This is a genomic window from Kitasatospora sp. CB02891 (genome assembly GCF_002803145.1).
In the GTDB taxonomy this organism is placed as follows: Bacteria; Actinomycetota; Actinomycetes; order Streptomycetales; family Streptomycetaceae; genus Kitasatospora; species Kitasatospora griseola.
This window is the reverse complement of record NZ_NNBO01000002.1, coordinates 1-25,670: the sequence shown is the minus strand read 5'-3', so window position 1 is coordinate 25,670 and position 25,670 is coordinate 1. Positions and strand designations below refer to the sequence as shown.

25 protein-coding genes and 8 tRNA genes are annotated in these 25,670 nt (G+C 72.1%); 13 read left to right on the top strand and 20 right to left on the bottom strand.

Annotated elements, in window-relative coordinates:
* Positions 1-83 precede the first annotated feature (83 nt).
* From yajC to pgsA, 12 genes are all read right to left on the bottom strand, one after another.
* Complete coding sequence (gene yajC, locus CG736_RS05665) at positions 84-482, bottom strand: preprotein translocase subunit YajC (protein WP_229847630.1); 399 nt, start codon at positions 480-482, stop codon at positions 84-86.
* Between the two features lie 184 nt (positions 483-666).
* Entirely contained in the window at positions 667-1,740 is a 1,074-nt protein-coding gene (ruvB, locus tag CG736_RS05660; RefSeq protein WP_043908574.1) for a Holliday junction branch migration DNA helicase RuvB, read from the bottom strand.
* A 59-nt stretch (positions 1,741-1,799) separates the two neighbouring features.
* On the bottom strand, positions 1,800-2,411 hold the full coding sequence (gene ruvA / locus CG736_RS05655) for a Holliday junction branch migration protein RuvA (RefSeq protein WP_100585073.1): 612 nt from the start codon (positions 2,409-2,411) through the stop codon (positions 1,800-1,802).
* A 56-nt stretch (positions 2,412-2,467) separates the two neighbouring features.
* Positions 2,468-3,094 carry a crossover junction endodeoxyribonuclease RuvC gene (ruvC, locus tag CG736_RS05650; RefSeq protein ID WP_100585072.1) on the bottom strand — a complete coding sequence of 209 codons (627 nt, stop codon included), beginning with the start codon at positions 3,092-3,094 and terminating at the stop codon, positions 2,468-2,470.
* 124 nt (positions 3,095-3,218) lie between these two features.
* Positions 3,219-3,974, bottom strand: coding sequence for a YebC/PmpR family DNA-binding transcriptional regulator (locus tag CG736_RS05645; protein ID WP_073817010.1), 756 nt, complete (start codon positions 3,972-3,974; stop codon positions 3,219-3,221).
* A 91-nt stretch (positions 3,975-4,065) separates the two neighbouring features.
* Complete coding sequence (pdxT, locus tag CG736_RS05640; RefSeq protein ID WP_043908585.1) at positions 4,066-4,674, bottom strand: pyridoxal 5'-phosphate synthase glutaminase subunit PdxT; 609 nt, start codon at positions 4,672-4,674, stop codon at positions 4,066-4,068.
* A 138-nt stretch (positions 4,675-4,812) separates the two neighbouring features.
* Positions 4,813-5,724 carry a pyridoxal 5'-phosphate synthase lyase subunit PdxS gene (pdxS, locus tag CG736_RS05635; RefSeq protein WP_100585071.1) on the bottom strand — a complete coding sequence of 304 codons (912 nt, stop codon included), beginning with the start codon at positions 5,722-5,724 and terminating at the stop codon, positions 4,813-4,815.
* A gap of 159 nt (positions 5,725-5,883) precedes the next feature.
* A complete protein-coding gene (locus CG736_RS05630) occupies positions 5,884-6,429 on the bottom strand; it encodes a membrane protein (RefSeq protein ID WP_043908590.1) in 546 nt (181 codons plus the stop codon).
* A gap of 20 nt (positions 6,430-6,449) precedes the next feature.
* Complete coding sequence (locus CG736_RS05625; RefSeq protein WP_100585070.1) at positions 6,450-6,812, bottom strand: isomerase; 363 nt, start codon at positions 6,810-6,812, stop codon at positions 6,450-6,452.
* A gap of 27 nt (positions 6,813-6,839) precedes the next feature.
* Positions 6,840-8,012, bottom strand: a complete 1,173-nt coding sequence (locus CG736_RS05620) for a glycosyltransferase family 4 protein (RefSeq protein ID WP_100585069.1) — start codon at positions 8,010-8,012, stop codon at positions 6,840-6,842.
* Positions 8,009-8,914 (bottom strand): phosphatidylinositol mannoside acyltransferase, encoded by a 906-nt coding sequence (locus CG736_RS05615; RefSeq protein WP_100585068.1) that lies wholly within the window; start codon positions 8,912-8,914, stop codon positions 8,009-8,011. The genes CG736_RS05620 and CG736_RS05615 overlap by 4 nt, the downstream gene beginning before the upstream one ends.
* Positions 8,911-9,567 (bottom strand): phosphatidylinositol phosphate synthase, encoded by a 657-nt coding sequence (pgsA, locus tag CG736_RS05610; RefSeq protein ID WP_100585067.1) that lies wholly within the window; start codon positions 9,565-9,567, stop codon positions 8,911-8,913. Before pgsA ends, CG736_RS05615 begins: the two co-directional genes overlap by 4 nt.
* A gap of 126 nt (positions 9,568-9,693) precedes the next feature.
* Between pgsA and CG736_RS05605 the strand changes: the two genes are divergently transcribed.
* Positions 9,694-11,709 carry an elongation factor G gene (locus CG736_RS05605; RefSeq protein ID WP_100585066.1) on the top strand — a complete coding sequence of 672 codons (2,016 nt, stop codon included), beginning with the start codon at positions 9,694-9,696 and terminating at the stop codon, positions 11,707-11,709.
* Between the two features lie 6 nt (positions 11,710-11,715).
* On the opposite strand, the gene CG736_RS05600 is transcribed toward CG736_RS05605, so the two are convergent.
* Entirely contained in the window at positions 11,716-12,138 is a 423-nt protein-coding gene (locus CG736_RS05600; RefSeq protein ID WP_043908605.1) for a thiol-disulfide oxidoreductase DCC family protein, read from the bottom strand.
* Between the two features lie 165 nt (positions 12,139-12,303).
* Here CG736_RS05600 and CG736_RS05595 point away from each other — a divergent pair, with 165 nt between their 5' ends.
* The gene (locus CG736_RS05595) at positions 12,304-13,947 is read left to right on the top strand and encodes a hypothetical protein (protein WP_100585065.1); all 1,644 of its coding nucleotides are present in this window, start codon (positions 12,304-12,306) and stop codon (positions 13,945-13,947) included.
* A gap of 74 nt (positions 13,948-14,021) precedes the next feature.
* Here the strand turns inward: CG736_RS05595 and CG736_RS05590 are convergent, their stop codons facing one another.
* Positions 14,022-14,579 carry an HIT domain-containing protein gene (locus CG736_RS05590; protein WP_043908607.1) on the bottom strand — a complete coding sequence of 186 codons (558 nt, stop codon included), beginning with the start codon at positions 14,577-14,579 and terminating at the stop codon, positions 14,022-14,024.
* An 82-nt stretch (positions 14,580-14,661) separates the two neighbouring features.
* A complete protein-coding gene (thrS, locus tag CG736_RS05585; RefSeq protein WP_100585064.1) occupies positions 14,662-16,641 on the bottom strand; it encodes a threonine--tRNA ligase in 1,980 nt (659 codons plus the stop codon).
* 258 nt (positions 16,642-16,899) lie between these two features.
* Between thrS and CG736_RS05580 the strand changes: the two genes are divergently transcribed.
* Positions 16,900-17,673: a 3'-5' exonuclease gene (locus tag CG736_RS05580; RefSeq protein WP_100585063.1), complete on the top strand. Its 774-nt coding sequence runs from the start codon at positions 16,900-16,902 to the stop codon at positions 17,671-17,673.
* A 69-nt stretch (positions 17,674-17,742) separates the two neighbouring features.
* On the opposite strand, the gene CG736_RS05575 is transcribed toward CG736_RS05580, so the two are convergent.
* Positions 17,743-17,814: transfer RNA gene (locus tag CG736_RS05575), tRNA-Val, on the bottom strand.
* Between the two features lie 212 nt (positions 17,815-18,026).
* Positions 18,027-18,098 (bottom strand) — tRNA-Val (locus CG736_RS05570).
* Positions 18,099-18,519: 421 nt separating this feature from the next.
* On the opposite strand from CG736_RS05570, the gene CG736_RS05565 reads away from it, so the two are divergent.
* The 3 genes from CG736_RS05565 to CG736_RS05555 all read left to right on the top strand — a co-directional run bounded on the left by CG736_RS05565 (position 18,520) and on the right by CG736_RS05555 (position 20,383).
* On the top strand, positions 18,520-18,933 hold the full coding sequence (locus CG736_RS05565; protein ID WP_030056266.1) for an SsgA family sporulation/cell division regulator: 414 nt from the start codon (positions 18,520-18,522) through the stop codon (positions 18,931-18,933).
* Between the two features lie 267 nt (positions 18,934-19,200).
* The gene (locus CG736_RS05560) at positions 19,201-19,782 is read left to right on the top strand and encodes a CGNR zinc finger domain-containing protein (RefSeq protein ID WP_100585062.1); all 582 of its coding nucleotides are present in this window, start codon (positions 19,201-19,203) and stop codon (positions 19,780-19,782) included.
* A 112-nt stretch (positions 19,783-19,894) separates the two neighbouring features.
* Positions 19,895-20,383 carry a DsbA family protein gene (locus tag CG736_RS05555; RefSeq protein ID WP_100585061.1) on the top strand — a complete coding sequence of 163 codons (489 nt, stop codon included), beginning with the start codon at positions 19,895-19,897 and terminating at the stop codon, positions 20,381-20,383.
* Positions 20,384-20,422: 39 nt separating this feature from the next.
* Here CG736_RS05555 and CG736_RS05550 read toward each other — a convergent pair whose 3' ends face one another.
* The 3 genes from CG736_RS05550 to CG736_RS05540 form a co-directional block, all read right to left on the bottom strand.
* Entirely contained in the window at positions 20,423-21,265 is an 843-nt protein-coding gene (locus tag CG736_RS05550) for a GNAT family N-acetyltransferase (protein ID WP_100585060.1), read from the bottom strand.
* A gap of 65 nt (positions 21,266-21,330) precedes the next feature.
* Positions 21,331-22,149 (bottom strand): aminotransferase class IV, encoded by an 819-nt coding sequence (locus CG736_RS05545; protein WP_100585059.1) that lies wholly within the window; start codon positions 22,147-22,149, stop codon positions 21,331-21,333.
* A 20-nt stretch (positions 22,150-22,169) separates the two neighbouring features.
* Positions 22,170-23,186 carry a chorismate-binding protein gene (locus CG736_RS05540; protein ID WP_100585586.1) on the bottom strand — a complete coding sequence of 339 codons (1,017 nt, stop codon included), beginning with the start codon at positions 23,184-23,186 and terminating at the stop codon, positions 22,170-22,172.
* Positions 23,187-23,496: 310 nt separating this feature from the next.
* On the opposite strand from CG736_RS05540, the gene CG736_RS05535 reads away from it, so the two are divergent.
* From CG736_RS05535 to CG736_RS05500, 7 genes are all read left to right on the top strand, one after another.
* Positions 23,497-23,569: transfer RNA gene (locus CG736_RS05535), tRNA-Gly, on the top strand.
* Between the two features lie 38 nt (positions 23,570-23,607).
* Positions 23,608-23,681 (top strand) — tRNA-Cys (locus CG736_RS05530).
* 35 nt (positions 23,682-23,716) lie between these two features.
* A tRNA-Val gene (locus CG736_RS05525) sits at positions 23,717-23,788 on the top strand.
* Between the two features lie 35 nt (positions 23,789-23,823).
* A tRNA-Val gene (locus CG736_RS05520) sits at positions 23,824-23,898 on the top strand.
* Between the two features lie 35 nt (positions 23,899-23,933).
* Positions 23,934-24,005, top strand: a tRNA-Val gene (locus tag CG736_RS05515).
* Positions 24,006-24,040: 35 nt separating this feature from the next.
* Positions 24,041-24,115: transfer RNA gene (locus tag CG736_RS05510), tRNA-Val, on the top strand.
* Positions 24,116-24,982: 867 nt separating this feature from the next.
* A partial coding sequence (locus CG736_RS05500; RefSeq protein ID WP_157815429.1) for a serine/threonine-protein kinase occupies positions 24,983-25,670 on the top strand: 688 nt, incomplete at its 3' end.

Below are 25,670 nucleotides of genomic sequence, written 5' to 3'. Positions count from 1 at the left end.
AGACGGACGCACGGCGGCCCAAGAGGTCCTGTGGGCTCGCGGCGGATGCCGCTGGTCGGGGAAGAGAGGCCCCCCCGGCCGTACTACTTGCTCTCGGGAGCCTCGGCGCCGGCCTTCGCCTCGTCCTTGGACAGGCTCAGCGGCTTCTCGTCGGCGTCCGTACCCTCGACGGCCTCGACCGCGTCCTCCTCCGACTCGTCCTCGGCGGGACGGCCGTTGATGATCGCGTCGTACTCGAGCGGCTCCAGGACCGCGGCGATGGCGCCCTTGGTGTAGTGCGCCACCACGCCGGGAGCGACCTCGAGCTCGATCGTCTCGTCGTTGACCGCCTTCACCACGGCGTACATGCCGCCGATGGTGCGGACACCCGAACCCGGCTGCAGAGCGGACTGCATGGTCTGCATCTGCGCCTGCCGCTTCTTCTGCGAGCGGAACATCAGGAAGATCGCCAGGAGCGGGAGGAGGAGGATGATGTAGTTCACAGCCAGGGTCCTTTGTCGGCCGCCCACCGGGCGGCCAGTGCGTGTACGTCGGCCCGTCGGGCGAGAGGGGCGGTCCGGCGGAGTCTAGGCGACCCGCACTGAACGGACAACGCCAAGCATGCCAGTGCGGCGCCGGAAGTGGCGAGCCTTGGCATGGACATAAACCGCCGATAAGGCAACCCGGTTACGCCTGGCCGTCCGCCCAGAGCTCGGGCTGCGCCCCGCGCGGCGCCCGGGTCGACTGCGGCGGGGTCAGCCCCAGGTGCTGCCAGGCCGCCGCCGTCGCGATCCGCCCGCGCGGGGTACGGGCCAGCAGTCCTTCCCTCACCAGGAAGGGCTCGGCGACCTCCTCCACGGTCTCCGCCTCCTCCCCCACGGCGACCGCCAGGGTGGACAGACCGACCGGTCCGCCGCCGAAGAGCTTCAGCAGCGCCTCCAGCACCGCGCGGTCCAGCCGGTCCAGTCCGCGCGCGTCGACCTCGTACACCTCCAGCGCCCGCGCCGCGATCTCCCGGGTGACCAGACCGTCGTGGCGGACCTGCGCAAAATCCCTCACCCGGCGCAACAGCCGGTTGGCGATGCGGGGCGTGCCGCGCGAGCGGCCGGCGATCTCCGCCGCGCCCGCCGGGTCGATCTCCACGTCCAGCAGCCCCGCCGAACGGTGGACCACCCGCTCCAGCTCGGCCGGCGCGTAGAACTCCATGTGGCCGGTGAACCCGAACCGGTCGCGCAGCGGCGGCGGCAGCAGACCGGCCCGGGTGGTCGCCCCGACCAGTGTGAACGGCGGCAGCTCCAGCGGGATCGCGGTCGCCCCCGGGCCCTTGCCGACGATCACGTCGACCCGGAAGTCCTCCATCGCCATGTACAGCATCTCCTCGGCGGGCCGGGACATCCGGTGGATCTCGTCGAGGAACAGCACCTCGCCCTCGGTCAGCGAGGACAGGATCGCCGCCAGGTCGCCGGCGTGCTGGATCGCCGGGCCGGAGGTGATCCGGATCGGCGCGTTCAGCTCCGCCGCGATGATCATCGACAGCGTGGTCTTGCCCAGCCCGGGCGGGCCGCTCAGCAGCACGTGGTCCGGCGCCGCGCCGCGCTGACGGGCCGCCTGCAGCACCAGCGAGAGCTGCTCGCGCACCCGCTCCTGGCCGATGAACTCCTCCAGCATCCGCGGCCGCAGCGCCGCCTCCACCGCCTGGTCCTCGCCGTCGGCGGACGCCGTCACCAGGCGGTCAACGGGCTCGGACTCGTACGGACTCATCGGAAAACGGCTCCCCATTGTCGATTTGGTGACGGATCGTCAGATTGCTTCGGCGATGCTCAGCGGGCCCGGTTCAGGCCCCGCAGCGCGAGCCGCAGCAGCGCGCCCACGTCCGGCGTGGCCTGCGCCTCGGCGTCCGGCGTCACCCGGGTCACCGCCTCGTCCGCCTCCCGCGGAGCGTAGCCCAGGCCCACCAGCGCCGAATGCAGCTGCTCGTGCCACGGCGCCGGGCCGGTCGCCACCGGCTTCTGCGCCGGCACCGTCCCGTGCGGGACGCCCAGCTTGTCCTTGTACTCCAGCAGCAGCTTCGCCGCCTTCGCCTTGCCGATCCCCGGCACCGCGATCAGCGCCTTCTCGTCACCGCCCGCCACCGCCACCCGCAGCGCCTCCGGCGAGTGCACCCCCAGGATCGCCTGTGCCAGCTTCGGCCCGACCCCCGGCGCCGCCTGCAGCACCTCGAACGTCGCCCGCTCGTCGTCGTCCACGAACCCGAACAGCGTCAACGAGTCCTCCCGCACCACGAGGGACGTCGCCAGCCGCGCCACCTCCCCCACCCGCAGCGCCGCCAACGTCGACGGCGTGCACTGCACCGCCATCCCCACGCCCCCGACCTCCACCACGGCCACCCCGGCCCCCACCACCGCAACCGGGCCCTGCACAAAGGCGATCATGGTGAGTCGTTTCCTTTCGAAGGTGGGAGCTTTCGGACCTGCGGGGGTGCGCCCCGTCAGGGGCGCGTGGAGTTGCGCGGGCGGCCGGGCACTCTGCCGTACGCCGCCCGGGGCGCGCCGCTCTGCTGCTCGGCCGGTTCCGCGGCCGGGGTTCCGTGCCAGTTGCCGCCGGCGGTGTGCGCCTTGATCGCCGCCGTCAGGCGGTTGGTGGTGCCGCCGCGCCAGATGTGGCAGATGGCCAGCGCCAGGGCGTCCGCCGCGTCGGCGGGCTTGGGCGGGGCGTCGAGGCGCAGGAGGCGGGTGACCATGGCGGTGACCTGGGCCTTGTCGGCGCGGCCGGAGCCGGTGACCGCCGCCTTGACCTCGCTCGGGGTGTGCAGGGTGACGGGGATGCCCCGCCGGGTGGCGCAGAGCACGGCGACGGCGGAGGCCTGCGCGGTGCCCATCACGGTGCGGACGTTGTGCTGCGCGAACACCCGCTCGACGGCGACGAGTTCGGGCGAGTAGCGGTCGAGCCACTCCTCCAGCCCGCGTTCGACGGCGAGCAGTCGCGGCCCGAGGTCGTCCCCCGGCGGCGTCCGCACCACGCCCACGCCGAGCATCGTCAACTGCCGCCCGGGCAGCCCTTCGACGACTCCGACGCCGCACCTGGTCAGCCCAGGGTCCACACCCAGCACTCGCACGAGCCCTGCCCCACCTCTCTCCGACCCGGGAAGGCTACCCCTGACCACGGACAACCGTCCCCGGACACGCCTCCGCCCGGCGGCCGCGAGCGGTCACCGGGCGGAGGAGCCGAGGGCGAAGGACTCAGGCGTCCAGCTCGGCCATGATCTCGTCCGAGACGTCGAAGTTGGCGAAGACGTTCTGCACGTCGTCGCTGTCCTCCAGCGCGTCGATCAGCTTGAAGATCTTGCGGGCGCCGTCGGCGTCCAGCTCGACCTGCATGCTGGGCACGAAGTTGGCGTCGGCGGAGTCGTAGTCGACGCCCGCGTCGACCAGGGCGGTGCGGACCGCGACCATGTCGGTGGCCTCGGAGATCACCTCGAAGGCCTCGCCGAGGTCGTTGACCTCTTCGGCGCCGGCGTCCAGGACGATGTCGAGGACCTTGTCCTCGTCCACGCCGTCGGCCTTGGGAACGATCACCACGCCCTTGCGGTTGAACAGGTAGGACACCGAGCCCGGGTCGGCCATGTTGCCGCCGTTGCGGGTCATCGCGACGCGGACGTCGGAGGCCGCGCGGTTGCGGTTGTCGGTGAGGCACTCGATCAGGACGGCCACGCCGTTCGGGCCGTAGCCCTCGTACATGATCGTCGAGTAGTCGGCGCCGCCGGCCTCCGCACCGGAGCCGCGCTTGACGGCCCGGTTGATGTTGTCGATCGGGACGGAGCTCTTCTTCGCCTTCTGGATGGCGTCGTAGAGCGTCGGGTTGCCCGCGGGGTCGCCGCCGCCGGTACGAGCCGCCACCTCGATGTTCTTGATCATCTTGGCGAAGAGCTTGCCGCGCTTGGCGTCGATCGCGGCCTTCTTGTGCTTGGTGGTAGCCCACTTAGAGTGGCCGGACATCGCCAGCTCCTTTTCGTCGCCAATGGGAAATGAACAGGGGAGATCTTACCGGTGCCGCACTGCGGGGTGGCACACGGTCACCGCGCCGCGCCTAGCGGGCGGCGGCCTCGACCATCCGCACGAAGTACTCGTGGACGCGGTGGTCGCCGGTCAGCTCCGGGTGGAAGGAGGTGGCCAGCAGGTTGCCCTGGCGGACCGCCACGATCCGGGCGTCCGGGCCGTCGGCGGCGGGCACCTCGGCCAGCACCTCGACGCCCGCGCCGACCGACTCGACCCAGGGGGCGCGGATGAACACGCCGGTGACCGGCTCGGCCATGCCCTCGAACGGGATGGCGGTCTCGAAGGACTCGTTCTGCCGGCCGAAGGCGTTCCGACGGACCGTCATGTCGATGCCGCCGACGGTCTCCTGGTCGTCCCGGCCGTCCAGGATCTTGTCCGCCAGCATGATCATGCCGGCGCAGGTGCCGTAGACCGGCATGCCGGCCCGGACCCGCTCGCGCAGCGGGTCCATCAGGCCGAACAGCACCGCCAGCTTGGAGATGGTGGTGGACTCGCCGCCGGGCATCACCAGGGCGTCGACCTCGGCGAGCTCCTCGGGGCGGCGGACCGGACGGGCCAGCGCGTCGGCGGCGGCCAGCGCCACCAGGTGCTCACGGACGTCGCCCTGGAGGGCGAGGACGCCGATGGTGGGGGTGCTCACGGTGTCACTACCTCTTCATCTCGAACTACGGGCCGGGAAAGCCCACGGAGCGGCCCGCCGCGCCGATTGCTCGCGCGACGGGCCGGGGCCGGGGGACGCGGACCGGAACCGTCGGTCCGATCCGCTCCCCGGCAGTGCTTACCAGCCGCGGTTGGCGTAGCGCTCCGACTCCGGCAGGGTGTCGCAGTTGATGCCGACCATGGCCTCGCCCAGGTTGCGGGAGGCGTCCGCGATGACCTTCGGGTCGTCGAAGAAGGTGGTGGCCTTCACGATGGCCGCGGCACGCTTGGCCGGGTCGCCGGACTTGAAGATGCCGGAGCCGACGAACACGCCCTCCGCGCCCAGCTGGCGCATCAGCGCGGCGTCGGCCGGGGTGGCCACGCCACCGGCGGAGAACAGCACGACCGGCAGCTTGCCGAGCTCGGCGACCTCGCGGACCAGCTCGTACGGGGCGCGCAGCTCCTTGGCGGCGGCGTACAGCTCGTTGTTGTCGAAGCCGCGCAGCTTGGCGATCTCGTTCTTGATCTGGCGCAGGTGGCGGACGGCCTCGACCACGTTGCCGGTGCCGGCCTCGCCCTTGGAGCGGATCATGGCCGCGCCCTCGGCGATCCGGCGCAGGGCCTCGCCCAGGTTGGTGGCGCCGCAGACGAAGGGGGTGGTGAACGCCCACTTGTCGGAGTGGTTGATCTCGTCGGCCGGGGTCAGCACCTCGGACTCGTCGATGTAGTCGACGCCGAGCGACTGCAGGACCTGGGCCTCGACGAAGTGGCCGATGCGGGACTTGGCCATCACCGGGATGGAGACCGCGTCGATGATCTCCTCGATCATGTTCGGGTCGGACATCCGGGCCACGCCGCCGTCCTTGCGGATGTCGGCGGGCACCCGCTCCAGCGCCATGACGGCGACAGCGCCGGCGTCCTCGGCGATCTTCGCCTGCTCGGCGTTGACCACGTCCATGATCACACCGCCCTTGAGCTGCTCGGCCATGCCGCGCTTGACCCGGGCGGTACCGATCTGCGGCTGGTCTGCGGTGGTGGGGGTGGTGGACACGTAAGACCTCACTCAGGGATGAACCGGTGCTATCGACCTATCGTAGGCCTGCGGGGGTGGGGACCCATACGCCACATGGTCCAGCGTCACCAACGGCATACGACAATCAGGCCAGAGCACCACGGACGGGGAACAGTGGGCGAGAAATCAGCGCCCAGCCTACGCGGGCGCTCCCTCGGGCGTGAGGGCCGTCGGCGGTTCGTCGTCCATCTCGAACGCCATGGGGAACGGCGCCCGCCCCGCAAGCCGGAAGTAGCGCACCAGCCGGTGCTCGCGCACCGCCCGCGCCGCCCGCACCGCGTCGTTGTGGAACCGCCGCGCCATCGGCACCCGGCGCACCGCCTCCACCAGGTCGCGCACCGCGTCCTCGCCGCCCGGGGCCGCCCGCAGCGCCGCGACCTGCTCCGGCTCGTCCAGCACCGCGCGCAGCGCCAGGCTCAGCTCGCTCTCCGCCACCTCGCGCTGCTCGTCCTGCGCCTGCCGGGCCGCGTGCGCGGCCTCCAGCAGCAGGATCGACGCGGCCGGGTCGAGCAGCGAGGAGGTGGCCAGCTCCATCGCCACCGACGCCCGGCGCAGCAGCTGGGCGTCCAGCGAGGCCCGGGCGGCGTCGATCCGGGCGTGCAACCGGTCGAGCCTGCCCGCCGTCCAACTCAGGTAGACGGCGAACAGTACGACGGCCGCGAGGGCCCAGATCCAGGTAGTCACGGGGCGTTACGGTACCCGGCTCAGCCGCCGAAGACCGCCGAGCGGTAGGAGTCCCGGTCGGTCTCGGTGACCGACACCGCGGCCTGCACCGCCCCCGGGTCGGCGCCCAGGTACTCCGGCAGCGCCGCCACCGTCGCCTCCGCGAGCGCCGCCTTGGCCTGCGCCGACCGGCCCGGGAAGATCTCGAACTCGACCGCCACCAGCGTGTACGTCTCGGCGTCCGCGCCGACCACCGCCTCCTCGGTGCGCCGGAAACGGGTCTTGCAGGCCTCCGGCTTGGCGTCGATCAGCTTCACCGCCAGCCGGTTCAGGGCCAGCCCGAATCCGCGCCGGTCGAAGCAGTCGGCGAGCCGGTCGGTGTAGTCGACGGTGATCAGCGGCATGGTGGTACCTCTCGCGAGCAGGGTGGTTCAGCGACCAAGACGCGTGCGCCAGCCGGACGGTTCGGCCTCGGCGACCGGCGGACGACCGTCGGTGACCGTCTCGTACACCGACAGCACCTCCGCCCCGACGGTCTCCCAGTCGAATCGCCGCACGTGCCGGGAGGCGGCCTCGCGCAGCGCCAGCAGCCGTTCGGGGCTGCCGAGCAGTTTCACCGCCGCGGCCGCCAGCGCGTCCGCGTCCTCCACCGGGAACAGCTCGCCGGCCGCGCCGCCGTCCAGCACCTGGCGGAACGCGTCCAGGTCGCTGGCCAGCACCGGCGCACCCGCCGACATCGCCTCGACCAGGATGATGCCGAACGACTCGCCGCCGGTGTTCGGCGCCACGTACAGGTCGACGCTGCGCAGCAGCCGGGCCTTGTCGCGGTCCGAGACCATGCCGAGGAACTCGACCTGCGCCCGCACCTCGGCGGACAGGCCCGCCACCGCCTCCTCCTCGTCGCCCTTGCCGGCCACCAGCAGCCGCACCCCGGGGCGCTCGGCGAGGATCCGCGGCAGCGCCGCCAGCAGCGTCGGCAGGCCCTTGCGGGGCTCGTTGATCCGGCCGATGAAGCCGATCGTGCCCGCTCCGCCCTCGGCGGCGCCGCCCTGCCACTTCGGGTCCGGCTCGGCGTCCGCGAAGAACCGCACGTCCACGCCGTTCGGGATCACCACCGCATCGCCGCCCAGGTGCTCCACCAGGGTGCGCCGGGCGTACTCCGACACCGCGATCCGGCCGGACATCTTCTCCAGGCCCGGCTGCAGGATCGGCGAGGCCGCGATCATCGCCCGCGACCGCGGGTTCGAGGTGTGGAACGTCCCCACCATCGGCCCGGACGCCGCCCAGGCCGCCAGCATCGACAGCGACGGCGAGTTCGGCTCGTGCACGTGCAGCACGTCGAACCGGCCCTCGCGCAGCCACCGCCGCACCCGGGCCGCCGACAGGATGCCGAAGCTCAGCCGCGCCACCGACCCGTTGTACGGCACCGCGACGGCCCGCCCCGCGGACACCACGTACGGCGGCAGCGCGTCCTCGTCCTCCGCCGGGGCCAGCACCGACACCTCGTGACCCAGCCGGATCAGATGCTCCGCCAAGTCCCGGATGTGGAACTGCACACCGCCCGGCACGTCCCAGTCGTACGGGCAGACCACGCCGATCCTCACCGCTCCGCCCTCCGCGGCGTCAGGTCGGCCAGCCACAGCTTCTGCAGCATGTGCCAGTCCGTCGAGTGCTCCCGGATCGACTCGGCCCACACGTCGGCCATCGTCTGCGTCATCGCCACGACCTGCTCCTGCCGCTCGCCCACGCCGGACGGCACCACCTCGGGGTGCACCTCCGCGCGCAACACCGGCCCGTCGTACCAGAGCGTGACCGGGAACAGCGCCGCACCGGTGCGCTGCGCGAGCGCCGCCGGGCCGGCCGGCATCCGGGTCGGCTCGCCGAAGAAGTCCACCTGGACACCCGCCTCCGACAGGTCCCGGTCGCCGACCAGGCACACCAGCCGGCCCTCGCGCAGCCGCCGCGCCAGCGTCCCCACCACCGACACCTGGGAGCCGGTCAGCGCCAGCACCTCCATGCCGAGGCTCTCCCGGTACGCCACGAACCGGTCGAACAGCGACTCCGGCTTCAACCGCTCGGCGACCGTGGTGAACGGGAACCCGCCCGCGGACGCGATCCACGCGCCCGCCAGGTCCCAGTTCGCCATGTGCGGCAGCGCCAGCACCGCGCCGCGCCCCGCCTCCATCGCCTCGTTCAGCTGGTCCAGGTTCTTCACCGTTATCGCCTGCGAGACCCGCTCCCGGCTCCAGGTCGGCAGCCGGAACGACTCCATCCAGTACCGCATGTACGACCGCATGCCGGCCCGGGACAGCTCCCGCAGCCGCATCGCGTCCGCATCCGGGTGGACCCGCGCCAGATTGGCCTCCAGCTGCCGCACCCCCTTGCCCTGCCGTCGCCACGCCACCTCGGCGATGGTGTTGAACAGGCCGCGGGCCACCGGCTCCGGCAGGTGCTTCAGCCCCGCCCAACCGGCCGCGTAGGCCGCGTCGGCCAACCGCTCCTTCATTCGACCCCCTCGGCGGCGCCCGCCGCCTCCAGTTCCGCCGCCTCCCGGCGCACCGTCAGCATCCGCTGCGCCACCGTCACCAGGCTGCCCACCGCGACCACCCACAGGGCGACCGGCAGCAGCCACTCGATGTACGGCACCCCGAACTTGTGCAGGCCCGCGAAACCGGCCGCCACCAGGCTGATCACCAGCCGCTCGGCCCGCTCCACCAGACCCGACACGTTCACCGGGAAGCCCAGCGACTCCCCGCGCGCCTTGGTGTACGACACCACCTGGCCGCTGGCCAGACAGAAGATCGACACCGCGCACAGGACGTCGTTGTCGCCCTTGCCGGCGTACCACATCGCCAGACCGCCGAAGATCGCCGCGTCGGCGACCCGGTCGAGCGAGGAGTCCAGGAACGCACCCCACTTGCTGGACCGGCCCGCCTGGCGGGCCATGTTGCCGTCCACCAGGTCGGAGAAGATGAACAGGGTGATGGTGATCGTGCCCCAGAAGAACTCCCCGCGCGGGAAGAACACCAGGGCGCCCGCCACCGACCCGGCTGTACCGATCAGCGTGACCGCATCCGGACTGACACCCCACCGCAGCAGCATCGCCGCGAACGGGGTGAGGACACGTGTGAAGAAGCCACGCGCGTACTTGTTGAGCATGGCCTTCCGGTCCGCTCCGCTCCTCGGTTGGCGCCCGCGAGCCGCTTGCCCGCCGGGCGGCCGCGCGGATGGCCCCGCCCGGCTGGACAATGGTATCCACGCTGATCGAGCGGCAGGAGGCCAGCCATGCCGGACCGGACAGCCCACACCCCCGCCACACCCGCCGACCGACCCGGCCGGCTCCGCAACCTCGCCCTGGTCGGGGCGGGCGGAGCCGGCAAAACCACCCTCGCCGAGGCCCTCGCCCTCACCGCCGGCGCCCTGACCAGGCCCGGCACCGTCCCCGACGGCACCACCGTCGCCGACTGGGAGGACATCGAGCACCAGCAGCAGCGCTCGGTCCAGTTCGCGCTCCTCCCGCTCCCTTGGCAGGACCTCACCGTCAACCTGCTCGACACCCCCGGCTACGCCGACTTCGCCGGCGAACTCCACGCCGCCCTGCGCGCCGCCGAAGCCGCCGTCTTCGTCCACTCCGCCGCCGACGAGACCGTCGCCCGCCCCGTCCGGGCCCTGTGGCAGAGCTGCGAGGCCGCCCACCTCCCGCGCGCCCTCGCCCTCACCCACCTCAACACCGCCCGGGTCCGCCTCGACGACGTCCTGCGGATGCTCCAGGACACCCTCGGCACCCCCGACACCGTCCGCCTGCTGCACCACCCCGACCTGCGCGACGGGCGCCTGCACGGCAGCACCGACCTGCTCACCGGCCGCGCCTACGGCAAGCCCGACCACCCCGGCGACCTCACCGCCGAACGCGCCCGCCTGGTCGAGGCCCTGGCCGGCGAGGACGACACCCTGATGGAGCGCTACCTCGACGGCGCCGACCTCGACACCGCCGCGCTCACCGCCGGACTGCGCCGCGAGTTCCTCGCCGGCACCCTGCACCCCGTCCTCGCCACCGCCCCCGACGGCACCGGCTGCGACGCCCTGCTCGACCTGGTCGCCGCCGCCTTCCCCTCCCCCGCCGACCGCGCCGACGACCTCCCCGCCGCCGACCCCGACGCCCCGTTCACCGCCCAGGTCGTCCAGACCGGCGAGGACCCCTACCTCGGCCGCCTCAGCCTGCTGCGGATCTTCACCGGCACCCTCCGCCCCGACACCACCGCCCACCTGCCCGACGGCGCCGACGAACGCCTCACCGCCCTGCACAGCCCGTTCGGCCACCAGCTGCGCCCCGTCCCGCAGGCCGTCGCCGGCGACCTGGTCACCGTCGCCAAGCTGACCGCCGCCCGCACCGGCGACACCCTCACCACCGACGGCGCCGTGCTGCCGCCCTGGCCGCTGCCCGAGGCCCTGCTGCCCACCGCCGTCCGGGCCCGCTCCAAGGCCGACGAGGACAAGCTCTCGCAGGCCCTCGGCCGGCTCACCGCCCAGGACCCGGCGCTGCGCGTCGAACAGAACCCCGACACCCACCAGCTCGTCCTGTGGTGCACCGGCGAGGCGCACCTCGCCGTCACCCTCGACCGGCTCGCCGACCGGCACGGCGTCCACGTCGAGACCGTCCCCTACGAGGTCGCCCTCCGGGAGACCTTCGCCGCCCCCGCCAGCGGCCACGGACGGCACGTCAAACAGTCCGGCGGCCACGGCCAGTACGCGATCTGCGACCTCACCGTGGAACCGCTGCCCGGCGGCGGCTTCGAATTCGTCGACCGGGTCGTCGGCGGCGCCGTCCCGCGCAACTTCGTCCCGTCCGTCGAGAAGGGCGTCCGCGCCCAACTCGCCCACGGCCTGCACGGCCACCCGATGACCGACGTCCGGGTCACCCTCACCGACGGCAAGGCGCACTCCGTCGACTCCTCCGACGCCGCCTTCCAGACCGCCGCGGCGCTCGCCCTCAGGGCAGCCGCCGACCACACCGACGTCCGGGTCCTGGAACCCGTCGACGAAGTCCGGGTGCTGCTGCCCGACGAGTACCAGGGCGCCGTCCTCACCGACCTGTCCGCCCGCCGCGGCCACGTCCTCGGCACCGAGATCGGCGGGCCGGGTCTGAGCCTGGTCCGCGCCGAGGTCCCCGAACTCGAACTCGCCCGCTACCCGCTCGACCTGCGCTCGCTGTCGCACGGAACCGGCCAGTTCACCCGCAGCTACCTGCGCCACTCGCCGATGCCCGCGCACCTCGCCGCCCAGTACGCCACGGCGGGCTGACGGCGCTCAGGAACGGCGCGGCAGCGCGCACGCCTTCGTGCCACCGGGCATCTGGTCCCGGTGGCGCGCCACCCAGCGGTAGACCACGTCGGCGAGCGGGCGCACCGGCGCCAGCGCCAGCAGGCCGCCGGCCCACGCCCACGGCCCGCCCGACCGCATCAGCAGCCGCGCCACCGCCTGCGCGCCGCCGTACACCTTGCGGTCCGGCGTGATCCACAACACCTCGCGGGACGCCCGCTCCTCCGACACCTGCCCGCCGGTGAACTCGGCCAGTGCCTCCAGGTCCGCGAACTGGAACGCCACCGCTTCCCACCCCGCCGAGGACAGGCTCTGCCGCGGATAGCGCTCCGCCCACCGCACGCAGCTCGAACAGAACGCGCAGTCACCGTCGAAAACCAGCACCGGCCCCGGTGCGAACGCACTCGTCATGGCGCGATCCTAAACCCGTGCGTCGAAGTCCCCGCGGCGGGGCAACATCACCCTGAAACCGGTTCGCGCGGCCGAGATGTGACCCAGGATCAGTTGATGATCCGCACGGGCGGGCCGCCACGCGGTAACCTGCCGCAGACCATCAGGGGAGGAGGAGCTGCTCAGGTGACTCAGCTCGACATGACGCCGGGCGCGCAGGTACCACGGACGGACGTCGGTCATCAGACCGCGGTCACCCAGGCGTTCTCCTCCGCCGCCTACCGCACCGGCGACTACAACGAACTCGGGGCGCTCGCCGGAGTCTCGGTCAAGCCCGGCAAGTTCGCCCTGTTCCGGCCCAGCGCCGGCGAGGCGTTCAGCCGCGCCCTGATCGACCGCACCCTCGGCGGCGGCCGCAAACCCATCGTGCCCTCGCACGGCACCGACGTCCGGATGGTCGTCGAGCACTGCCTCGCCGCCCAGGACCTGCGCGAGGCCCGCGACCGCCGGCTCTCCACCCTCAGCGTGGTCTGCGGTCTGCTCTTCCTGCCCGGCACGCTGATCTGGCTCGCCGCGTACCAGGCCCGCGCCTGGCTCGGCGCCAAGAAGTCAGCCGCCCGGGACGGCTTCATCGGCACGCTGGCCCTGCTGCTCGCCGCCGGCCTCACCCTGTTCCTGGCGATCCGCCCGCCGGCCGACGGCCTGCTCGGCCTCTACTGCCGGATCGTGATGATCGGCCCCGTCATCGGCTGGTACCTCGCCCGCCGCACCGTGGTCGCCTCCGTCATGCAGCAGCGCGCCCGCTGGGGCGACCTGGTCGGCGGCAGCGCCGTCGCCGCCATCGTCCCGAAGGCCGTCCCCAAGGACGACCTCGACAAGAAGGCCAACGAGCTCCGGGCCGGCCTCGACCGCCTCACCCGCGAGCAGAACACCAACGTCCAGCACTACGCCGGCCCCAAGGGCATCCTCGGCATCGGCGCCCGCTGGGCCGAGTGGTCGCTGCGCGAGGACCTCCGCCCCGCCGAGGGCCACCCCGACTTCCGCACCTTCCACGTCTGGGACCTGGCCCGCCGGATCTCCGACCGCCTCGGCGCGCTCTCCGGCTCCGAAGTCCCCAACGGGGGCCTGCCCAAGCCGCAGATCAACCACTGGGTGGTGCTCGACACCGGCGAGGGCGCCGACGAGATCGGCCGCCCCTCCGGCGCCGAGATGGACGGCGACCGGATGCGCGACTTCGCCGTCTCGGAGCTCGCCAACAAGCAGAGCGTCGGCGCCGACACCCGGCACCGCATCGCCGTCCAGTTCGTCCTGCACAAGGGCCAGTTGGTCACCACCGTGGTGGTCAGCATCATGGTCCTCTCGCACAGCCTGCAGGTCACCGCCACCGCGCACGCGCTCGGCCCGATCGCCGGCTACTTCGGCGCCAAGCCCAAGACCCCCGAGAAGGACGTCCCCAAGACCCTCCGGTTCTGGGAGAACCGCACCGTCCAACTCCCCGTCGTCACCGACGACGAGATCGTCCGGCAGGCCGTCCGCGCCCCCCTTCACAAGATCCCCGGCCTGCAGAAGTGGCTCGGCGGCTCCATCGGCCTCCCCGAGCCCCTGTGCCTGCGCCAGGCCTGGGCCGACCCGGCCTGGAACAGCCGCTTCAAGTCCGACGACGTGCTGTACATCCCCACCCCCGTGGTCGGCCTGATCCACGCCGCCGTGGTCGAGTTCCTCGACGAGCACGACGTCGCCACCGACCGGATCGCCAACCGCGCCAACCTCATCCGCGCCGAGATGCAGGGCAGCCGCCCGTTCCGCGCCGACAAGTACGACGCCGGCTGACCCCGGACACGCCAACGGCAGGGGCCGTGCGGGAACACCTCCCGCACGGCCCCTGCCGTCTGCCCGTCACCGAATCAAACCGGCCACACCTCGGCCAGCACCTTCCGGGTGTCCGCCAGCAGCTGCGGCAGCACCTTGGTGTGCCCCACCACCGGCATGAAGTTGGTGTCCCCGCCCCAGCGCGGCACCACGTGCTGGTGCAGGTGCGCCGCGATCCCGGCCCCCGCCGCCGCACCCTGGTTCATCCCGATGTTGAACCCGTGCGCCCCCGACGCCGCCCGCAGCGCCGTCATCGCCTTCTTGGTGAACTCCCCGAGCTCCGCCGTCTCCGGCCCGTCCAACTCGGTGTAGTCCGCGACGTGCCGGTACGGCACCACCATCAAGTGCCCGCCGTTGTACGGGTACAGGTTCAGCACCGCGAACACCGACTCGCCGCGCTGCACGATCAGCCCGTCCTCGTCGCTCAGCTTCGGGATCGAACAGAACGGACAACCGTCGTCCGGAGCCGGCCCGGTGGGCTTGTTCTCGCCCTGGATGTACGCCATCCGATGAGGTGTCCACAGGCGACGGAAGCCGTCCGGCTCCCCCACGCCCCGCTGCAGTTCCGGCTCACTCGTCATGCCCGCCAGCATATGCTCCGCACCTCGTGAAACCAGCAGTGCGGGGCAGACTCCCGAAGGAGACCGCCCCGCACGTCACATCGCTCTACCGGTGTCAGACCTGCACCCGGCTACGCACCGCCTCGACGATCTCGGCGATCGCCTCGGCCCGCGGCACGCCGTTTTTCTGCTCGCCGTTGCGGTAGCGGAAGGACACCGCGCCGGCCTCGACGTCGTCGTTGCCCGCGATCAGCATGTACGGGACCTTCGACTTCTGGGCGTTGCGGATCTTCTTCTGCATCCGGTCGTCCGAGGTGTCGACGTCCACCCGGATCCCGTGCTTCTTCAACTCGGCCGCCACCTCCAGCAGGTACGGCACGTGCTCGTCGGTGATCGGGATGCCGGTCACGGTGACGGGGGCCAGCCACGGCGGCATGGCGCCCGCGTAGTGCTCCAGCAGCACCGCGAAGAAGCGCTCGATCGAGCCGAACAGCGCACGGTGGATCATCACCGGCCGCTGCCGCGAGCCGTCCGCCGAGGTGTACTCGAGCTCGAAGCGCTCCGGCAGGTTGAAGTCGAGCTGGATGGTCGACATCTGCCAGGTGCGGCCGATCGCGTCCCGCGCCTGCACCGAGATCTTCGGGCCGTAGAAGGCCGCGCCGCCCGGGTCCGGCACCAGCGGCAGACCCTGCTTCTCGGCCACGCTGGCGAGGACCGCGGTGGCCTCCTCCCACGCGTCGTCGCTGCCGACGAACTTCTCCGGGTCCTTGGTGGACAGCTCCAGGTAGAAGTCGTTCAGACCGTAGTCGCGCAGCAGGTCCAGCACGAAGGTCAGCGTGCGGTCCAGCTCGTCGGCCATCTGCTCGCGGGTGCAGTAGATGTGCGCGTCGTCCTGCGTGAAGCCGCGGGCGCGGGTCAGTCCGTGCACCACGCCGGACTTCTCGTACCGGTACACGGTGCCGAACTCGAAGAGGCGCAGCGGCAGTTCACGGTACGAGCGGCCGCGCGCGTCGAAGATCAGGTTGTGCATCGGGCAGTTCATGGGCTTGAGGTAGTAGTCCGTGCCCTCGTCGAGCTGCATGGGGGGGTACATGCCGTCGGCGTACCAGTCGAGGTGGCCGCTGGTCTCGAACAGCTTCCCCTTGGTGGCGTGCGGGGTGTAGACGAACTCGTAGCCCTCTTCCTCGTGCCGCTTGCGCGAGTAGTCCTCCATGGTGCGGCGGATGATGCCGCCCTTGGGGTGGAAGACGGCGAGGCCGGAGCCGATCTGCTCGGGGATGGAGAACAGGTCGAGCTCGGTGCCGAGCTTGCGGTGGTCGCGCTTGGCGGCCTCCTCCAGGAAGTCGAGGTGGGCCTTCAGCTCTTCCTTGGTGGGCCACGCGGTGCCGTAGAGGCGCTGCAGCATGGGGTTCTTCTCGCTGCCGCGCCAGTACGCGGCGGCGGAGCGCATCAGCTTGAACGCCGGGATGTGCCGGGTGCTGGGCAGGTGCGGGCCGCGGCAGAGGTCGCCCCAGCAGACGTCGCCGGTCTTCGGGTCGACGTTGTCGTAGATGGTGAGTTCGCCGGCGCCGACCTCGACGTCGGCGCCGTCGCCGGCAGTCGCGGCGGAGCCCTTGAGGCCGATCAGCTCCAGCTTGTAGGGCTCCCCGGCGAGCTCCTCGCGGGCGGCCTCGTCGGTGACCACGCGGCGGGAGAACTTCTGCCCCCGCTTGATGATCTCCTGCATCTTCTTCTCGATGGTCTTGAGGTCGTCCGGGTGGAACGGCTTCTCGACGTCGAAGTCGTAGTAGAAGCCGTCGCGGACGGGCGGGCCGATGCCGAGCTTGGCCTCCGGGAAGACCTGCTGGACGGCCTGGGCCATCACGTGCGCGGTGGAGTGCCGCAGGATGTCGAGGCCGTCGGGGCTGGAGATCTCGACGGGTTCGACCTCGTCGCCGTCCTGGACGGCGTAGGCGAGGTCCTTGAGCTGGCCGCCGACCCGGGCGGCGATCACGGCGCGGTCGTCGGCGAAGAGCTCGGCGGCCGTAGTGCCCGTGGTCACCACGCGCTCTTCCCGATCGGGTTCGCGGTTGATGATGATCCGGACGTCCGTCACCGGTCTCTCCTGACGTTCTGGCTATGGGGCGCAGCACAACCGCTGCGTTGTGCATGGTACCGAGCCGGGCCAGGTCCCCGTCGCCAAGGCCCGGGGCGGTCGCGGTGATCGTTCGGTCACTTTCTGTGCCACAAGAGGTCGCCCGGGACGGTTGACCTCCCGTCAACTGCGGTATCACTTCGACACGGCGCGGCGCTCCGCTGGTCCTCGGTGGCAGCGCCGCCCGGCAAGGGTTCGCGCGGCGTCTGAGGGGGCGTCATGCAGCAGCTCCGTTCCTGGTTCCACGGTCCGTTGGCATCGTTCGACACCGAGACCACGGGTGTGGACGTCGAGCAGGACAGGATCGTCTCGGCCGCCCTGGTGGTGCAGTCCGCCGCGGGCGGGGCGGCGGCCGTCCGCAGTTGGTTGGCCAATCCGGGTGTGCCCATTCCGGAGCAGGCCCGGGCCGTGCACGGCATTTCCGACGACCGGGTGCGGGCGCACGGCCGGCCGCCGCGCACGGTGGCGGTGGAGGTGGCGCTCGCGCTGGCCGAGCAGTCCCGCGCGGGGGTGCCGCTGGTGGTGATGAACGCCCCGTACGACCTGACGCTGCTGGACCGGGAGTTGCGCCGGCACGGGGCGGGTTCGCTGACGGAGGTGCTGGGCGGCGCGGAGCTGCTGGTGCTGGATCCGCGGGTGCTGGACAAGCAGGTGGACCGCTACCGCAAGGGCCGCCGCACCCTGACCGACCTGTGCGGGCACTACGGCGTCCCGCTGGTGGGTGCGCACGACGCGGCGGCGGACGCGGTGGCGGCAATGGAGTTGGTGCGCGCGGTGGCGGCCCGGCACCCGGAGCGGCTGGGCGGGCTGTCGCCGGCGGAGCTGCACCTGCGGCAGGCGGTCTGGCACGCGGCGCAGGCGCGCGGGCTGGAGCGCTGGTTCGAGCGGGCGGGCACGCCGGAGCGGGTGGACACGGCGTGGCCGCTGCGGCCGGCCCGCTGCCGGTGCGGTGCGCGCCTGGAGCCGGGCCACGCCTGCGAGTTGGCGGCCTGACGGGCCGCCGGGACGCCACAACGCGGAAGGCCCCGACCTGATGGTCGGGGCCTTCCGCGTTGTGCTCGGTGGGCGATACTGGGATCGAACCAGTGACCCCTTCGGTGTGAACGAAGTGCTCTCCCGCTGAGCTAATCGCCCGGGCAACGAGATGAACAGTAGCACCACTTGGGCCCCGGCATCCAATCCGTTCCCCGACGGCCCCCCAGATCCCGTGCCGGGCAGGTCCGTTGAATAGCTCCCGGGCGGGGCGGGCCTGTTGAATGCCCGTCAGAACTCGGGCCGGGAACGCGGAAAAGGCGTAGGGCCCCGACCTGATAAACAAGTCGAGGCCCTACGCCTTTGCATTCCGGTGGGCGATACTGGGATCGAACCAGTGACCCCTTCGGTGTGAACGAAGTGCTCTCCCGCTGAGCTAATCGCCCGGGTGCAGAAAGAACATTACCCCATCCGCGCGGGTGCTCCGACCACCCCGCCCCTCGTCGCGCCCGGTCCGCGCCCGGCTTGCGCACCCGGTCCGGCCGACGGCCCCGACCAGCGGCGTCGGCGGGCCGGCCGGGAGCGCCGCGGGCGGGGCGCCGCCCCGGGGCGGGTCCGGCGGCGGCAGCTTCGTGCGTTCCTCCAGTCGTCCGGGCACCGGTCCGGTGCGACCGCCGGTAATCCGTGCCGTTACCGGGTCGGTCGGCGGCAGGTCGGGCCGTTCGGGGGATTCCGCAATGCGCCGGAAGGGGTACGACTCGCACCGGAATCGGGACAGACGGGTTTACACCGGGCTTTCAGGTGGGATGGTCCGTTCGCCGACGTGCGATTCCCCGAGCGCACACTGAGCGAAAGGCCCTGGCGCTTATGAACACCACGGTCAGCTGCGAGCTGCACCTGCGCCTCATCGTGTCCAGCGAGTCCTCACTGCCCGTCCCCGCGGGCCTGCGCTACGACACTGCCGACCCCTATGCCGTGCATGCGACGTTCCACACCGGAGCAGACGAGACCGTGGAGTGGGTGTTCGCCCGCGACCTCCTCGCGGAGGGGCTGCACCGACCGACCGGTACCGGCGACGTCCGGGTGTGGCCGTCCCGCAGCCACGGTCAAGGCGTGGTTTGCATCGCCCTGAGCTCTCCGGAAGGAGAGGCACTGCTGGAGGCCCCGGCCCGGGCGCTTGAGTCCTTCCTCAAGCGGACGGACGCCGCGGTGCCGCCCGGCACCGAACACCGTCACTTCGACCTCGACCGGGAGCTGTCTCACATCCTCGCCGAGAGCTGAACCGAACGAGTCAAGGCCCGCCGTCGCGCGGCGGCGGGATCGCCTCGATGCGCACCGTCCTACTCGGGGGCACGGTCGCAGTTCACTGCCGCCTGCCGGCGGCCTCGGGGCCCGGCCCCGGGCGTTCCCTCCCCTCGGAGCGGACGTCCGGGGCTAAGCCACGTCCGGGTCCGTCCTGGCCCGAACGGCGTCCCGGGCCGGTAGAGTCGGGCCCCGTTTTGACCGACGCGACGGTCCTCGGGCCGCCGCCGCGTGAGGAGTTCCCACGTGCTGATCACCCATGACACCGAATGCGCGCTGAGCATCCTGGTGGAGCTGCTGAACACCGCGCCGGAGGCCTGCGGCAGCGAGCAGCTGCCCGACGTCGCGGCGCTGAGCGCCTTCGTGGTCGGTCAGGAGATCAGCGAGATCGACTCGCTCGGCCCGGCCGACCTGGCCGCGGTGCACCAGCTGCGCGACCGGCTGCGCGAGGTGTTCTCGGCGGACACCGTCGAGCGGGCCGCGGGGCTGGTCAACGCGCTGGTCGCCGAGGCCGGCACCACGCCGCGGCTGACCAACCACGACCACCACGGCTGGCACATCCACTACTTCGCGCCGCACGCCGCGATCGGTCGGCACCTGGCCGCCGAGCTGGGCATGGCGCTGGCGTTCATCGTGATGGCCGGCGAGCTGGAGCGGCTGCGCCGCTGCGAGGCGCCGGACTGCGCCCGGGTCTTCGTCGACCTGTCCCGCAACCGCTCCCGCCGCTACTGCGACAGCCGCACCTGCGGGAACCGGCTGCACGTGGCCGCGTACCGGGCCCGGCAGCGTTCGGCGGAGGCCGAGGCGGTGGCGGCGGCCGGGCGCTGACCACCGAGCGCCGCCGGTCGGGGCCGGGCCGGTCGGGGCCAGGACCGTCGAGGCCGGGCCGGTCGGGATCGGGCCGGTCGGGGCCGGGTGGCGGACCTGGGAGACTTGGGGCATGAGCGATTCCCCCCTGCCCCGCGTCGAGTTCTGGTGCGACCTGCTGTGCCCCGACTGCCGTACCGCGCTGGCGGACGTCCACGCGCTGCGCGCCCGCTTCGGCGACGCGCTGACCGTCGAGCTGCGGCACTTCCCGCTGGAGAAGCACAAGTTCGCGTACCCGGCGGCGGAGGCCGCGACCGAGGCGTTCGAGCAGGGGCGCGGCTGGGAGTTCGTCGAGGCGCTGCTGGCCCGGCTGGAGGACGTGGAGCGCGGCGGGGCGAGGACGCTGGTGGAGATCGCCGGTTCGGCCGGGCTGGACGCGGAGGAGGTCGACACCGCGCTGATCGACGGCCGGCACATGCTGCTGGTCGACTCGGACGTGGCCGAGGGCCGGGCGATCGGCGTCACGGGCACCCCGACGTACGTGGTGGCCGGCGAGCGGCTGGACGGCGGGCAGTCCCAGGACGGGCTGCTGGAGCGCATCGTGGAGCTGCTGGGCGGCTGACCGCCCCGCTGCCGGTGGCGGCGGGGCGGTCGGGAGGCCTCAGAGCAGCGGTTTGCTGAGCACGCGCCGGGTGACCCGGTAGCCGAGCGACTCGTAGAGGCGGATCGCCACGCCGTTGTCGGCGAACACGTTGAGCCCGAGGTCGCGGACGCCGGCGGCGAGGCATTCGCGTTCGGCGATCCGCATCAGGGTGCGGCCGTGGCCGCGGCCGCGGTGTTCCGGGGCGGCTTCCACCAGCATCACCCAGGCCAGCGGGCGGCCGTCCGCCATGGTGGCCTGGCGGAGGGCGACCCAGATGCAGCCGAGGACGTTCCCGTCGGCGTCGAGGAGTTGCCGCAGCATGGTGTCCGGGGTGTCCGGGCCGGCCGGCAGGGCGTGCCGGTGGTCGTGCTCCGACTTCGCGGTGGCCTCGGCGGCGCCCAGGCCGGAGTCGATCAGTTCCTGCCGGTAGCCCTCGACGGCGGCCCGCTCCCAGTCGGGGTACTGCTCCGGACCGATCCGACGGTCCGTCAGTCCTGCCGGGAGCTGCGGGAGCTCGGTGAGCGGCTTGATCATGTTGCGCATCCGCTCGGTGTAGCCGAGGGCGTGGGCCAGCTGCAGGCCGGCCGCCGCCTCGGCGGGCACCGTGACGTCGACCCGGGTGCAGCCCCAGGAGCGCAGCACCTCTTCGGCGGCGAGCACCGCGACGGTGCCCCGGCCCCGCCGCCGCCCCTCGGTGACCTCCAGCTCGCCGATCTCGCCCGGGCAGAACCCGTCCCGGGGCCACGCGGTGGTCCGCAGACCGCCCACCGGGTGCCCGTTCACCATGATGTGCCAGCGCCGCGTCCGCCCCTTGTTGGCCGCGGCTTCCTCGGCACCGTCCGGCCGCAACGTGGTAGTCATACCGGCCCCCTTCCCTCCCCCACCGGGGTTCTACCGTCCCACGCCGCCCGCGCTCCCGGCCATGGTCAGACGGGGTCGCTGTGCCGGGCCGCCCGGTCGGCGAAGATCTCCATCGCCTTGCGGGTCACCGGGCCGATGCCGGGGAGGGCACGGGCGTCGACGCGGGTGACGGCCTGGACGTCGCGGAGGGTGGAGGTCAGGAAGACCTCCTCGGCGTCGGCGAGGGCTTCGAGGGGGACGTCAGCCTCCTCGGCGCCGGTCCAGTCGACGACGAGTCGGCGGGTGATGCCGGCCAGGCAGCCGGAGGCGAGGGTGGGGGTGAGGAGGCGGCCGTTGAGGACCAGGAAGACGTTGGAGCCGGTGCCTTCGCAGAGCAGGCCGGCGGTGTTGGCGAGCAGGGCCTCGCTGGCGTCGGCGCGGTGGGCGGCGGCGAGCGCGATGACGTTCTCGGCGTAGGAGGTGGTCTTCAGGCCGGTCACGGCGGAGTGCTCGTTGCGGCGCCAGGGGACAGTGACGACGGCGGTGGTGTCGGGCCGGCGGTTCGCGGTGCCGAGGGCGACGACCAACGCGGGTGCGGCGTCGCCGCGTTCGGAGCCGAGCGGGGCGCGGCCGCCGGTGTAGGTGATCCGCAGGCGGCCGAGCGGCATGGGCTGCGCGGCCAGGACGGCGGCGCAGGCCTCGCGGACCAGGTCGTGGTCGGGGTCGGGGAGGCCGAGGCCGCGGGCGGAGCGGGTGAGGCGGTCGAGGTGGCGGGTGAGGGCGAACAGTTCGCCGTTCTCGGCCTTGACGGTCTCGAACACGCCGTCGCCGACGGTCAGTCCGTGGTCGAGGACGGAGAGTGTGGCGTCGTCCTCGGCGGTGAGGGTTCCGTTGACCCAGATCATCGGCGTCGTGCTCCTTGCGGTCAGGCGGGGGTGCCGGTGGAGGCTATCGCCACCAGCCTGGCGGCTTTGAGTTCGGTTTCGCGCCATTCGCGGTCCGGGTCGGAGTCCCAGGTGATTCCGGCGCCGGTGCCGAATTTGAGGACGGGGCGGCCGCTGTCCCGTTCGATCCAGAACGAGCGGATGCCGACGGCGAGTTCGGCCAGGCCGCGGTCGGCGTCGACCCAGCCGACGGCACCGCAGTAGGGGCCGCGGGGGGCGGTCTCCAGTGCGCGGATGATGCGCAGCGCGCTGCTCTTGGGGGCGCCGGTGACGGAGCCGGGCGGGAAGGTCGCGTCGAACAGCTGCGGCCAGCCGGCGTCGGCGCGCAGGCGTCCTTCGACGGTGGAGACCAGGTGGACCAGGCCGGGGTGCTTCTCGACGGCGCACAGGTCGGGGACGGTGACGGTGCCGGTGTCGCAGACCTGGCCGAGGTCGTTGCGGACCAGGTCGACGATCATCACGTTCTCGGCGTGGTCCTTGTCGAGCAGGTCGTGCTCGGTGCGACCGGTGCCCTTGATCGGGCCGGAGCGGACGGTGCGGCCGTGCCGGCTCAGGTAGAGCTCGGGCGAGGCGGTGGCGATTTCGATGCCGTGCTCGGGGAGCCGGATCGTTCCTGCGTACGGCGCGGGGTTGTGGGCGGCGAGCAGGCCGGTGAGGGCGTCGATGTCGGTGCGGTCGGGGTCGGGCAGCGGCGCGCTCAACACCCGGCACAGGTTGGCCTGGTAGACCTCGCCGGCGGCGATGTGCTCGCGGATGCGGCGCACTCCCGCGCGGTAGGCGTCGGCGTCGAGGGAGCTGTGCCAGCTGTCGGGGGCGGGGCCGCGCCAGCTGTGGGTGGCGGGCGGCGCGGGGTCGGGACGGACCTCGTCGAACCGGGCGCAGGTGAGGCGGCCCTCGAAGTCGTGGGCGACGGCCCAGAATCCGCCCCGGTCGAGGGCGGCGGGGTCGTGGGTGACTTCGCGCAGCCCGGTGGCGAGGCGCCCGGCGAAGCGGGCCATCGGCTGGTGGGGGCTGAGCGGGGCGGTGCGGCCGGACACGGTTCTCCTGCGCGGATTCGCGGATTGCGGTGCTGCCCGTTGCGCCCGCGCGGGCGCGGGCGTGGGCGCCGGGGGATCGCCCCGGTAGTGAAAGTCTAGGTCGGAGGCCTGTCGGAACGGTCCGGGCGGACCCGGCGGTTGGGCATCGGGCGGCCACCCCCGCGCCACGCTGCGGGAACGGATTTTTCAGCTGGGCCAGAAATCCGCTAGAGTTCAACACGTCGCCAGGGAGCGCAGCCGGGAAAAACCGGAAGGGCTTCCAGGAAGACAGGCGGACGTGGCTCAGTTGGTAGAGCATCACCTTGCCAAGGTGAGGGTCGCGAGTTCGAATCTCGTCGTCCGCTCGACGGAGAACAGGTAGGATCGTTCTTCGCAGTTGCCTGGTGGAGTGGCCGAGAGGCGAGGCAACGGCCTGCAAAGCCGTGTACACGGGTTCAAATCCCGTCTCCACCTCCAAGAGGTACCCCTGGTTCCGGCCAGGGGTCCTCCCCGCGCGATTAGCTCAGCGGGAGAGCACTACCTTGACACGGTAGGGGTCACTGGTTCAATCCCAGTATCGCGCACTGATCTTCGGATCCTTGGTCTTCGGATCATCCCCGCGCGATTAGCTCAGCGGGAGAGCACTACCTTGACACGGTAGGGGTCACTGGTTCAATCCCAGTATCGCGCACCACTGGCAGGGCTCCTCGGAGCTCCTGGTACGTTCCTGCGCGATTAGCTCAGCGGGAGAGCACTACCTTGACACGGTAGGGGTCACTGGTTCAATCCCAGTATCGCGCACTGATCTTCGGATCCTTGGTCTTCGGATCATCCCCGCGCGATTAGCTCAGCGGGAGAGCACTACCTTGACACGGTAGGGGTCACTGGTTCAATCCCAGTATCGCGCACCACAGTTGAGAGCCGCCGTCCGGTTTCGGACGGCGGCTCTTCGCATGTCGGGGGCAGGGCGGACATGGGAGTGGCCGGGAACGGCACGCCCTCACCGACGTGTCGTTCCCGGCCACCGGGTTGGCCGGAGCTGCAGCCTGCGCCACTCATTTCGTCCGTCCACGACGTGATGAGGGTTGCTCCGGGCCGGCGCGAAAACCCCTACCCCATGGGGGGTCAGCGCCCGATCAGATCGGCGACCGCCTGGGTCTGGGTCGCCAGTTGGTCCCACGCCCCGAACAGGGCCATCAGCAGGATCGCGCAGGGCAGGGCGATGGCAAGGGCGACCATCGGGTGCCGGGTCTCCGCGGAATGCGGGGACAGGGGCCGGCGGCGAAGGGCTCGGTCGAGCGGTGCCATGTCTGCTGTGCTCCTGCGGGCTGCGGTGCTGCGGTCGGGTCGGGGAACAGGTCGTGCTGCTTGGCAGCGAGGACGGTTCTTCTCGGGGGACGAGCGGGGCCGTCCTCGCTGTGAACAACGGTAGGCGGGACGGCTGTCCGGGTCGTCATGCCGTCGTACCGTTCCGATCGCCTCCGCTGGTAGGAGGAGGAGCGGGGTGACGTACACCTGGAGTCGGACACCGGCGTGCGCGAACCCCTTAGGCGACCCTGACAGCACCCCCTGGGGGGTGGCCGAATTCCCTGCGGGGCAGGGGGTCTGACGGTGCGCCGATGTCTCCGATCTGACAATCCGACCGGCGGTTCGTGTGTTGCGTGTCAGCACGGGGCCGCTGCCTGTCCGTAAGCTGTGCCGAGACAGTTGTCTGACGATGCCCCAATCCGACGGGGCCTCACCCCACAGGCTGACGGAACGGGAACGGGTACGGGCAAATGGCAATGATGCGGCTGCGGCGTGAGGACCCCCGCATCGTCGGCCCGTACCGGCTGCACCGGCGGCTGGGCGCCGGCGGGATGGGCGTGGTCTTCCTGGGTTCGGACCGGAAGGGGCAGCGGGTCGCGCTGAAGCTGATCCGCGCCGAACTCGCCGAGGACGCCGAGTTCCGCACCCGGTTCGCCCGGGAGATCGCGGCGGCCTCCCGGATCCGCGGCGGCTGCACGGCCCGGGTGATGGGCTCCGACATCGAGGCCGACCGCCCGTGGCTGGCCACCGCGTACGTGCCCGGGCCGTCGCTGTACAAGCAGGTCTCCGAGGAGGGCACGCTGGCCTGGCCGGACGCCGCGCGGATCGGCGCGGCGCTGGCCGACGGGCTGGTGAAGGTGCACGAGGCCGGGGTGGTGCACCGCGACCTCAAGCCGTCCAACATCCTGCTCTCCCCCAAGGGCCCGCGGATCATCGACTTCGGCATCGCCTGGTCGCGCGGCGCGTCCACGCTCACCCACGTCGGCACGGCGGTCGGCTCGCCCGGCTTCCTGGCGCCCGAGCAGGTGCGCGGCGCGGCGGTGACGCCCGCCACCGACGTGTTCGCGTTCGGGGCCACGCTGGCGTTCGCGCTGACCGGGGAGTCGCCGTTCGGGTCGGGTGCCTCGTCCGAGGTGATGCTGTACCGGGTGGTGCACG

Coding starts and splice junctions, on each gene's coding strand:
- CG736_RS05555 (WP_100585061.1), top strand. CDS start 19,895: ATGAGCGATTCCCCCCTGCCCCGCGTCGAGTTCTGGTGCGACCTGCTG.
- CG736_RS05580 (WP_100585063.1), top strand. CDS start 16,900: ATGCAGCAGCTCCGTTCCTGGTTCCACGGTCCGTTGGCATCGTTCGAC.
- CG736_RS05615 (WP_100585068.1), bottom strand. CDS start 8,914: ATGAAGGAGCGGTTGGCCGACGCGGCCTACGCGGCCGGTTGGGCGGGG.
- CG736_RS05605 (WP_100585066.1), top strand. CDS start 9,694: ATGCCGGACCGGACAGCCCACACCCCCGCCACACCCGCCGACCGACCC.
- CG736_RS05600 (WP_043908605.1), bottom strand. CDS start 12,138: ATGACGAGTGCGTTCGCACCGGGGCCGGTGCTGGTTTTCGACGGTGAC.
- CG736_RS05590 (WP_043908607.1), bottom strand. CDS start 14,579: ATGCTGGCGGGCATGACGAGTGAGCCGGAACTGCAGCGGGGCGTGGGG.
- CG736_RS05540 (WP_100585586.1), bottom strand. CDS start 23,186: ATGGCCCGCTTCGCCGGGCGCCTCGCCACCGGGCTGCGCGAAGTCACC.
- pgsA (WP_100585067.1), bottom strand. CDS start 9,567: ATGCTCAACAAGTACGCGCGTGGCTTCTTCACACGTGTCCTCACCCCG.
- CG736_RS05645 (WP_073817010.1), bottom strand. CDS start 3,974: ATGTCCGGCCACTCTAAGTGGGCTACCACCAAGCACAAGAAGGCCGCG.
- CG736_RS05625 (WP_100585070.1), bottom strand. CDS start 6,812: ATGCCGCTGATCACCGTCGACTACACCGACCGGCTCGCCGACTGCTTC.
- CG736_RS05565 (WP_030056266.1), top strand. CDS start 18,520: ATGAACACCACGGTCAGCTGCGAGCTGCACCTGCGCCTCATCGTGTCC.
- CG736_RS05550 (WP_100585060.1), bottom strand. CDS start 21,265: ATGACTACCACGTTGCGGCCGGACGGTGCCGAGGAAGCCGCGGCCAAC.
- ruvA (WP_100585073.1), bottom strand. CDS start 2,411: ATGATCGCCTTTGTGCAGGGCCCGGTTGCGGTGGTGGGGGCCGGGGTG.
- CG736_RS05545 (WP_100585059.1), bottom strand. CDS start 22,149: ATGATCTGGGTCAACGGAACCCTCACCGCCGAGGACGACGCCACACTC.
- ruvB (WP_043908574.1), bottom strand. CDS start 1,740: ATGAGTCCGTACGAGTCCGAGCCCGTTGACCGCCTGGTGACGGCGTCC.